Genomic DNA, 8,637 nt, shown 5'->3' with positions numbered 1-8,637 from the left:
CGCCGGCCGCTGCGGGCGGACACCCCCCACCCCGTCCCCTTGCCGCCGTACGCGGCCAACGGCCCATCGTGGCGTACGCGAGGGCTTGCGGTCCGTCGTGGCGGAGGTCGGCTGCAACTCCTCAGGGGCGCGGGGAACTGCGCGACCAGCCACAACCCACCCGCACCCGCCCGACAACCGACCCCGGCACCCCCCGCCGCGTCCTCTCAGATCCGGCCGAGCACCTGCGCCAGCAGCGAACCCATCCGAGTCGCGCTGTCACGGCCCGCCTGGAGGACCTCCTCGTGGTTCAGCGGCTCGCCCGTCATGCCCGCGGCGAGGTTCGTCACCAGGGAGATGCCCAGGATCTCCGCACCCGCCTCGCGCGCGGCGATCGCTTCGAGGACCGTCGACATGCCCACCAGGTCCGCGCCGATGACGCGGGCCATGCGGATCTCGGCCGGGGTCTCGTAGTGCGGGCCGGGGAACTGGGCGTAGACGCCTTCCTCCAGGGTGGGGTCGATCTCCTTGCACAGGGCGCGCAGGCGGGGGGAGTAGAGGTCGGTCAGGTCGACGAAGTTCGCGCCGATGATCGGGGAGGTCGCCGTGAGGTTGATGTGGTCGCTGATCAGGACCGGCTGGCCGGGGCGCATGCCCTCGCGGAGGCCGCCGCAGCCGTTGGTGAGGACGATCGTCTTGCAGCCGGCCGCGACCGCGGTGCGCACGCCGTGGGCCACGGCCGCGACACCGCGGCCCTCGTAGTAGTGCGTGCGGCCGAGGAAGACCAGGGCCCGCTTCGCACCGATCCTGTACGAGCGGATCTTGCCGCCGTGTCCCTCCACCGCCGGCGGCGGGAAACCGGGCAGCTCGGTGACCTGGAACTCGGCGTCGGGGGCGCCGAGGGCATCCACGGCCGGTGCCCAGCCGGAGCCCATCACGAGGGCGACGTCATGGGTCTCGGCGCCCGTCAGTTCGCGCAGGCGCGCGGCGGCGGCGTCGGCGGCGGCGTGGGGGTCGCCCTGGATGTCGTCCGGAAGAAGAGATGCGTTCACGCGGATGAGGGTAGCCGGTCTGGGCCTACGCGCGTAGATGACAGAGCTGACGGGATGGCGATCGTTGTCTTGTCGTTTCCGGCCAACCCGGCTCAGCAGGGGCGCTTGCGCAGTTCCATGACGTAGTCGTGGGGTGCGCCCGCGGACTCCGCCGCGTCCGCGATCTCTCCCAGGTAGCGGGCGGAGGGCAGACCGCCCTCGTAGCCGTTCAGGACGTACGTCCAGGCATGCTCCTCACCCTCCAGGGTGTGGACGCGCATGCGCGTGCGCCGGTAGATGTCCAGGCCGACGCCTTCCCAGCGGTCCATCGACTCGTCGTCGGCGGGGGCGATCTCGTAGAGCGCGACGAAGACCTGGCAGAGGGGGTCCTCGACGATCGTCGCCAGGGCGCCTTCCCAGCCCATGTGCTCACCGCCGAAGGTCAGCCGCCACCCGTTCAGCCACCCCGTGGCGCGCATCGGCGAGTGCGGGGCGCGGCGGGTCATCAGCCGCGCGTCGAGGTTGCCGGCGTAAGCGGCGTAGAGCGACATGGGTCGAGGGTACGGCAGCCTTCCCCGGTGTCTCTCCCGTAACAGTGGCGTCTCGGGGTGGCCCCCCGGCCGTGGCACCCCCGGTCGTGCGGGACAATGGAGTACGTGACTCGGATCGTGATCATCGGTGGCGGACCCGGCGGATACGAGGCGGCCCTGGTGGCCGCCCAGCTCGGCGCGGAGGTGACCGTCGTCGACTGCGACGGTCTGGGCGGAGCGTCGGTGCTGACCGACTGCGTGCCGTCGAAGACTCTTATCGCTACGGCCGAGGTCATGACGACCTTCGATTCGTCGTACGAGGAGTTGGGGATCATCGTCGCCGATGACACCCCACCTCTGGAGCAGGCCGCCCGGGTGGTGGGCGTGGACCTGGGCAAGGTCAACCGGCGTGTGAAGCGGCTGGCCCTTGCTCAGTCGCATGACATCACCGCTTCTGTGACGCGTGCCGGTGCCCGGGTGCTGCGGGGGCGTGGACGGCTCGAAGGCATGCAGGCGCTCGACGGGTCGCGGAAGGTCGTCGTACGGGCCGCCGACGGGAGCGAGGAGACGCTCGTCGCGGACGCCGTGCTGATCGCCACGGGCGGGCATCCCCGTGAGCTTGCCGACGCCCAGCCCGACGGCGAGCGCATCCTCAACTGGACCCAGGTCTACGACCTCACCGAGCTCCCCGAAGAGCTCATCGTGGTCGGCTCCGGTGTCACCGGTGCCGAGTTCGCCGGTGCCTACCAGGCGCTCGGGTCCAAGGTGACGCTGGTCTCGTCCCGGGACCGGGTGCTGCCCGGGGAGGACCCGGACGCGGCTGCCGTGCTGGAGGACGTCTTCCGGCGCCGGGGCATGAACGTCATGGCACGCTCCCGTGCCCAGTCCGCCAAGCGGGTCGGGGACCGGGTCGAGGTCACCCTGGCGGACGGGCGGGTCATCACCGGGTCGCACTGCCTGATGGCCGTCGGCGCCATCCCGAACAGCGCCGGGATGGGGCTGGAGGAAGCGGGCGTCAAGCTGCGCGAGTCCGGGCACATCTGGACCGACAAGGTGTCCCGGACGACGGCTCCTGGCGTCTATGCCGCCGGTGACGTGACCGGGGTGTTCGCGCTCGCCTCCGTCGCCGCCATGCAGGGGCGTATCGCCATGTATCACTTCCTCGGGGACGCGGTGGCGCCGCTGAACCTGAAGACGGTCTCCTCCAACGTCTTCACCGACCCCGAGATCGCCACCGTGGGCTACTCGCAGTCCGACGTGGACGGCGGGAAGATCGACGCCCGGGTCGTGAAGCTGCCGTTGCTCAGGAATCCGCGCGCCAAGATGCAGGGCATCCGCGACGGCTTCGTCAAGATCTTCTGCCGCCCTGGCACCGGGATCGTCGTCGGCGGTGTCGTCGTGGCGCCCCGCGCCTCGGAACTGATCCATCCCATCTCGATCGCGGTCGACAACAATCTGACGGTCGAACAGATCGCGAACGCGTTCACCGTTTACCCCTCCCTTTCGGGCTCGATCGCCGAGGTCGCGCGGCAGTTGCACACGCGCAAGGAGACCGGCGGAGCCTGACGGCCGAAAGCGATTCCTGCCTGGTCACAGGGAGTCGTCGACCATTCGTGCGGCATAGGCGGGGAGATTAGGCCCTATACCACTCCCCGTCCTACTGTGCGAACAACTTCGGTAATTCGGCGCATACTGCTGAAACCAGACGGTCGTTGGGGTTACTGTCAGTTTCGTGTTCGCTGCAGAACGTCGCCAATTGATCCTCGAAATGGTGCGAGCCAATGGGGCCGTGTCGCTCCGTGAGCTCGCCCGCGTCGTCCAGACCTCCGAAGTGACCGTACGGCGGGACGTGCGCGCACTGGAGGCAGAAGGACTCCTCGACCGCCGGCATGGCGGTGCGGTATTGCCGGGCGGGTTCACGCGGGAGTCCGGCTTTCCGCAGAAATCGCATCTCGCGACCGCCGAGAAGACGGCCATCGCCGATCTCGCCGCGGGTCTCGTCGAAGAAGGCGAGGCCATTGTGGTGGGGGCGGGTACCACCACACAGGAGTTGGCACGCCGGCTCGCCCGGGTTCCCGGGCTGACCGTCGTGACCAATTCCCTGCTGGTGGCCCAGGCACTCGCCCATGCCAACCGGGTGGAGGTCGTGATGACCGGCGGCACCCTGCGCGGTTCCAACTACGCCCTGGTGGGATCGGGGGCGGAACAGTCGCTCCAGGGACTCAGGGTCTCGCGGGCCTTCCTCTCCGGGAGCGGGCTCACCGCCGAGCGCGGTCTGTCCACGTCCAACATGCTGTCGGCGTCCGTGGACCGGGCGCTGGTGCAGGCCGCCGCGGAGGTCGTGGTCCTCGCCGACCACACCAAGCTCGGCACCGACACCATGTTCCAGACCGTGCCCACGGACCTCATCACCCGCCTGGTCACCGACGAGCCCCCGGCCCACGACGACCGGGCCGGTACGGAACTCCAGGCGCTCGCCGACCAGGGGGTGCAGATCGCCGTGGCCGGCGCGTCGGGAGCGCCGGGGGGTGATCAGGTCCCGGCGCGGCAGCAACAGCGCCGGGACGTGCCGGTGCCGGGCCCCCGCCGCGGCCAGCTCCCGTCGGCGGGACCCGGTCTCCGCACGGCCACGGCCCTGGGTGACCCCGGCCAGGGTGCGGAGCGGGCCCGGGTGGCGGATCTGCGTCGCCGCTGAGCCGTTCGACGGGGACGACGGCGATGCCTCCGGGCGGCTCGGGCACGGAGATGGACGGGGATGGGCGCGGGGCCGGGGGAGACGGCAGTCGTGGTCGCTCCGCGGGGTGTGGGGGCCGAGGTCGAGGTCATGGCCGGCCGAGCGCTACCGCGCGGAGGTCGGCACGTCGGAGTACGTCCTCCTCGCCCGGCTCGCCGTCGAGCAGAGCAACGGCGCCCGGCCCGTGTTCCTCTTCTGCGGCCAGACCGCGATCACCAACGAGGCCGCGACCCGCGGCGCGCCCGGGATGCGCCGCCGCCCCCGGCGCCCCAGCTCACCTCGCTTTTCGCGCGCCCCCGTCGGCCCTCCGCCCAACCCCGGTAATCCGTCCGGGGCGCTTCCCGTAATGGCGGGAAGCCGTAGGTTCTTCCCCAGGGGGACGCCAAGTCCTCAAAGGGAAATCTCTGGCGAGAGCGGCGCCGGGAGAGTGGCATGGAGATCAGCGGGGCGGACGCGCGTCGTGTGGTGGAGCTGGGGCGGGAACTGGCGGACGCCGCCCGGCCGGAGGAGCTGTGGGAGCGGGCGCTGACCGCGGTGATGGGGCTCGTGCCCGCTGATGCCGGGCAGCGCTACCGGCTGCCGCTCGACGGGCGCGGGGCGTTCGCGCTCAACGTGCCCGCGGACTCCTTCCACCCCGACCCGATGGTGATCTACGACCATCCGCTGGACCACCCGCTGACCGACCTGATGCTGGACACCGTCACCTCCGGCGCCTGGCGCGTCAGTGACGTCGCCGGTGAGCGCCAGTGGCAGCGCACCCACTGCTACAACCTCGACTTCCGCCCCTTCGGCCTGCGCCACCACCTCGTCGCAGCCGCGGGGACGGAAACCGAGACCGCTGTCGAGGGCTATGCCCTGGTCCGTTCCGACAGCGACTTCACCGCACGCGAACGCGACCTGTTCGGCCTGGCCCATCTTCAATTCATCGCGCTGGAAGCCCAGTTGGCCGAACGCCAGCGACTCGTCGCACTCTCCGCCGCCGCCCTGCGCCTCGCCGAGGGCCACGGCTGCGGAGTCGCGAGCATCGACGGCAGCGGCCGACTCCACCCCCTCAACGCCGTCGCCGCCGAACTCCTCACCGCCCTGCGCGACGACCCCCGTCTCACCGTCGAGGTCTCCTTCACCGCACGCCACATCGAGGTCCGGCACCTTCCCGCCGCCCCCGGCCTGCCCGCCCTGCTCCTTCTCCGCGACCTCTCCCGCGCCCGCGCCGTGGCCCGGCTGTTCGGCATCACCGAGCAGGAGCACCGCACTCTCGTCCACCTCCACGACGGCCGTACGCCGACGGAGACGGCACGCCGGATGCGGCTGTCCCCCGCGACCGTGCGCGGCTATATCGCCTCCCTGCACCGCAAGCTGGAGGCGGGCCACACCGCCGCCCTGCTGCGCCGGGGTCGCGACCTGGGCCTCCTCGCGGACCGCACGGACCGATACGACATGTCGCGACCCCCTCAGAATTGACGGATGGTCACCGGTCACCCCTTCTCGCTTCACTGACGGAAGGCGCTCGGCACGGGGACAGACCGCCAAGGGGGACTCTCATGACCACCACACCGGCACGCACGTCCACGGCCGCCACCGAAAGCGCCCCGCCCGGCACCGCCCGCCTCCTCGCCGCGATCGGGGCCACCCTCGGCCCCCTGATGTTCGCGGCGGCGGGCCTCGTGGCGCCGTACGACACGGACGCCTCCAGCAAGGAGATCGCCCGGGACATCGCCGCGCACCATGGAGCCACGGAACTGTCCGTGTGGCTGTGGACGGTGGGCACCGTGCTGTTCCTGCCGGGCCTGGTCGGCGTGGCCCTGCTCGCCGTGTCCCGCTCGGCCCGGCTGGGACTGTGGGGCGCGGTCCTCTTCGGCACCGGGCTGATCGCGATCGACACCACCCCGAACCTCGACGTCGTCGCGCTCGGGGGCTTCGCCAAGGGCGTGAGCCAGGACTCCCTGGTGCGGGTGGCCGACGGGGTCAACGCTCTCGCCGTGGTGAACGGCCCGATCCTCTACTTCGTCGCCGCCCACGTCCTCGGCGCGATCCTGCTGGGTGTCGCCCTGCTGCGCGGCCGAGCGGTGCCGGCCTGGGCCGCCTGGCTGCTGATCCTGTCCATGCCGCTCAACGTCGTCGGCTACGTGATCGGCGTCGCGCCCCTGACCGCGCTGTCGTTCGTCATGGCGGCCGTCGCCTTCGCCTGGGCCGGTCTCGCCTTGGTGCGCCACGGCACCGGCTGGGCGCGGACCGCGTAGGACCACCGTCTCGGGGGACGGGGAAAACGAGGCGCCCCGCGGACCGACTGCTCCGGTCCGCGGGGCGCCTCGGGATGCCGTAAGGGCAAAGGGCGTACGAGGTGCGGTCAGTCCTTGATCTCGCAGATCGCCGCGCCCGAGGTGATCGACGCGCCGACCTCCGCGGCCAGCCCCTTGATGGTGCCGGACCTGTGCGCGTTGAGAGGCTGCTCCATCTTCATGGCTTCGAGGACGACGATCAGGTCGCCCTCCTTGACCTCCTGGCCCTCCTCGACGGCGATCTTGACGATCGTGCCCTGCATCGGGGAGGCGAGGGTGTCACCGGAGGCCGCGGGGCCGGACTTCTTGGCCGCCCGGCGCTTGGGCTTGGCACCGGCGGCGAGGCCGGTGCGGGCCAGGGACATGCCGAGGGAGGACGGGAGGGAGACCTCCAGGCGCTTGCCGCCCACCTCGACGACGATCGTCTCGCGGTCCGCGTCGTCCTCGGCCTCGGTGTCGGTCGGGGCCGCGAAGGGCTTGATCTCGTTGACGAACTCGGTCTCGATCCAGCGGGTGTGGACCGTGAACGGGTCGCTGGAGCCGGTCAGTTCGGGGGCGAACGCCGGGTCCCTGACGACCGCGCGGTGGAAGGGGATGGCGGTGGCCATGCCCTCGACCTGGAACTCGTCCAGGGCGCGGGCGGCACGCTGGAGGGCCTGCTCGCGGGTGGCGCCGGTGACGATCAGCTTGGCCAGCAGGGAGTCCCAGGCCGGGCCGATGACCGAGCCGGCCTCGACGCCCGCGTCCAGGCGGACGCCGGGGCCGGAGGGCGCCTCGAACTTGGTGACGGTGCCGGGTGCGGGCAGGAAGTTGCGGCCCGGGTCCTCGCCGTTGATGCGGAACTCGAAGGAGTGGCCGCGCAGTTCGGGATCGCCGTAGCCCAGTTCCTCGCCGTCGGCGATGCGGAACATCTCGCGCACCAGGTCGATGCCGGCGACCTCCTCGGTGACCGGGTGCTCGACCTGAAGGCGGGTGTTGACCTCCAGGAAGGAGATGGTGCCGTCCTGGCCGACGAGGAACTCGCAGGTGCCGGCGCCCTCGTAGGAGGCTTCCTTCAGGATCGCCTTGGAGGCCCGGTACAGCTCGGCGACCTGCTCGTCGGAGAGGAAGGGCGCGGGGGCCTCCTCGACCAGCTTCTGGTGGCGGCGCTGGAGGGAGCAGTCACGGGTGGAGACGACGACCACGTTGCCGTGCTTGTCGGCCAGGCACTGGGTCTCCACGTGCCGGGGGCGGTCCAGGTAGCGCTCGACGAAGCACTCGCCGCGGCCGAAGGCGGCCACCGCCTCGCGCACCGCGGAGTCGTACAGCTCGGGGACCTCTTCGAGGGTGCGGGCGACCTTCAGGCCGCGGCCGCCGCCGCCGAAGGCGGCCTTGATGGCGATGGGCAGGCCGTGTTCCTCGGCGAACGCCACGACCTCGTCGGCGCCGGAGACCGGGTCGGCGGTGCCCGCCACCAGGGGGGCGCCGGCGCGCTGGGCGATGTGCCGGGCGGCGACCTTGTCACCCAGGTCGCGGATGGCCTGCGGGGGCGGGCCGATCCAGATCAGGCCCGCGTCCAGGACCGCCTGCGCGAACTCGGCGTTCTCGGAGAGGAAGCCGTACCCGGGATGGATGGCGTCCGCGCCCGACTCACGCGCGGCGCCCAGGACCTTCTCGATGTCCAGGTAACTGGTGGCCGGGGTGTCACCGCCCAGAGCGAACGCCTCATCCGCGGCGCGGACATGCAGAGCGTCCCGGTCCGGGTCGGCGTACACGGCCACGCTCGCGATACCGGCATCCCGGCAGGCCCGGGCAACGCGGACAGCGATTTCGCCACGGTTGGCGATGAGCACCTTGCGCACGATTGAGGCTCCCTCCTTGAAACAAGCCGAGTTTAGGGACTGCCGACACGGCTCTTCGACCCGTCCCCTGTGGTGACCTTCCCCACACGGAGCGTGATACGAGCTTGCACGACCCGCGAAATCCCTTGTCGCACCGCGGTACGCAGGACTCCTCCCGGAAACCCTAGCCCTCCTCTGTGGCCAAGGTCTCTGTGAGAGCGTGCTGCGGACCACTCCGATTCTTTGTGGAGTCCCTACGAATGG

At 71.2% G+C, this 8,637-nt stretch carries 7 protein-coding genes; 4 read left to right on the top strand and 3 right to left on the bottom strand.

Going from position 1 to position 8,637, the window contains the following annotated elements:
• Window positions 1–206 precede the first annotated feature (206 nt).
• Window positions 207–1,031 carry a purine-nucleoside phosphorylase gene (locus H293_RS0113960; protein WP_007384314.1) on the bottom strand — a complete coding sequence of 275 codons (825 nt, stop codon included), beginning with the start codon at window positions 1,029–1,031 and terminating at the stop codon, window positions 207–209.
• Between the two features lie 92 nt (window positions 1,032–1,123).
• Entirely contained in the window at window positions 1,124–1,561 is a 438-nt protein-coding gene (locus H293_RS0113955) for a gamma-glutamylcyclotransferase family protein (RefSeq protein ID WP_020118510.1), read from the bottom strand.
• 96 nt (window positions 1,562–1,657) lie between these two features.
• Here H293_RS0113955 and H293_RS0113950 point away from each other — a divergent pair, with 96 nt between their 5' ends.
• The 4 genes from H293_RS0113950 (at window position 1,658) to H293_RS0113935 (ending at window position 6,514) form a co-directional block, all read left to right on the top strand.
• Window positions 1,658–3,106 (top strand): NAD(P)H-quinone dehydrogenase, encoded by a 1,449-nt coding sequence (locus tag H293_RS0113950; protein WP_020118509.1) that lies wholly within the window; start codon window positions 1,658–1,660, stop codon window positions 3,104–3,106.
• 166 nt (window positions 3,107–3,272) lie between these two features.
• Window positions 3,273–4,235: a DeoR/GlpR family DNA-binding transcription regulator gene (locus H293_RS0113945; RefSeq protein WP_078612574.1), complete on the top strand. Its 963-nt coding sequence runs from the start codon at window positions 3,273–3,275 to the stop codon at window positions 4,233–4,235.
• A gap of 471 nt (window positions 4,236–4,706) precedes the next feature.
• Complete coding sequence (locus tag H293_RS0113940; RefSeq protein WP_020118507.1) at window positions 4,707–5,735, top strand: helix-turn-helix transcriptional regulator; 1,029 nt, start codon at window positions 4,707–4,709, stop codon at window positions 5,733–5,735.
• An 80-nt stretch (window positions 5,736–5,815) separates the two neighbouring features.
• A complete protein-coding gene (locus H293_RS0113935; RefSeq protein WP_020118506.1) occupies window positions 5,816–6,514 on the top strand; it encodes a hypothetical protein in 699 nt (232 codons plus the stop codon).
• Window positions 6,515–6,621: 107 nt separating this feature from the next.
• Here H293_RS0113935 and H293_RS0113930 read toward each other — a convergent pair whose 3' ends face one another.
• Complete coding sequence (locus tag H293_RS0113930; RefSeq protein WP_020118505.1) at window positions 6,622–8,394, bottom strand: acetyl/propionyl/methylcrotonyl-CoA carboxylase subunit alpha; 1,773 nt, start codon at window positions 8,392–8,394, stop codon at window positions 6,622–6,624.
• Between the last annotated feature and the right edge of the window lie 243 nt (window positions 8,395–8,637).

The organism is Streptomyces canus 299MFChir4.1 (genome assembly GCF_000383615.1).
In the GTDB taxonomy this organism is placed as follows: domain Bacteria; phylum Actinomycetota; class Actinomycetes; order Streptomycetales; family Streptomycetaceae; genus Streptomyces; species Streptomyces canus_C.
This window is presented reverse-complemented; position numbering and strand designations above follow the sequence as displayed.

What these genes read in the sequence shown, in the direction of transcription:
- H293_RS0113935 (WP_020118506.1), top strand. Translation starts at nt 5,816, where the DNA reads ATGACCACCACACCGGCACGCACGTCCACGGCCGCCACCGAAAGCGCC.
- H293_RS0113955 (WP_020118510.1), bottom strand. Translation starts at nt 1,561, where the DNA reads ATGTCGCTCTACGCCGCTTACGCCGGCAACCTCGACGCGCGGCTGATG.
- H293_RS0113940 (WP_020118507.1), top strand. Translation starts at nt 4,707, where the DNA reads ATGGAGATCAGCGGGGCGGACGCGCGTCGTGTGGTGGAGCTGGGGCGG.
- H293_RS0113950 (WP_020118509.1), top strand. Translation starts at nt 1,658, where the DNA reads ATGGAGTACGTGACTCGGATCGTGATCATCGGTGGCGGACCCGGCGGA.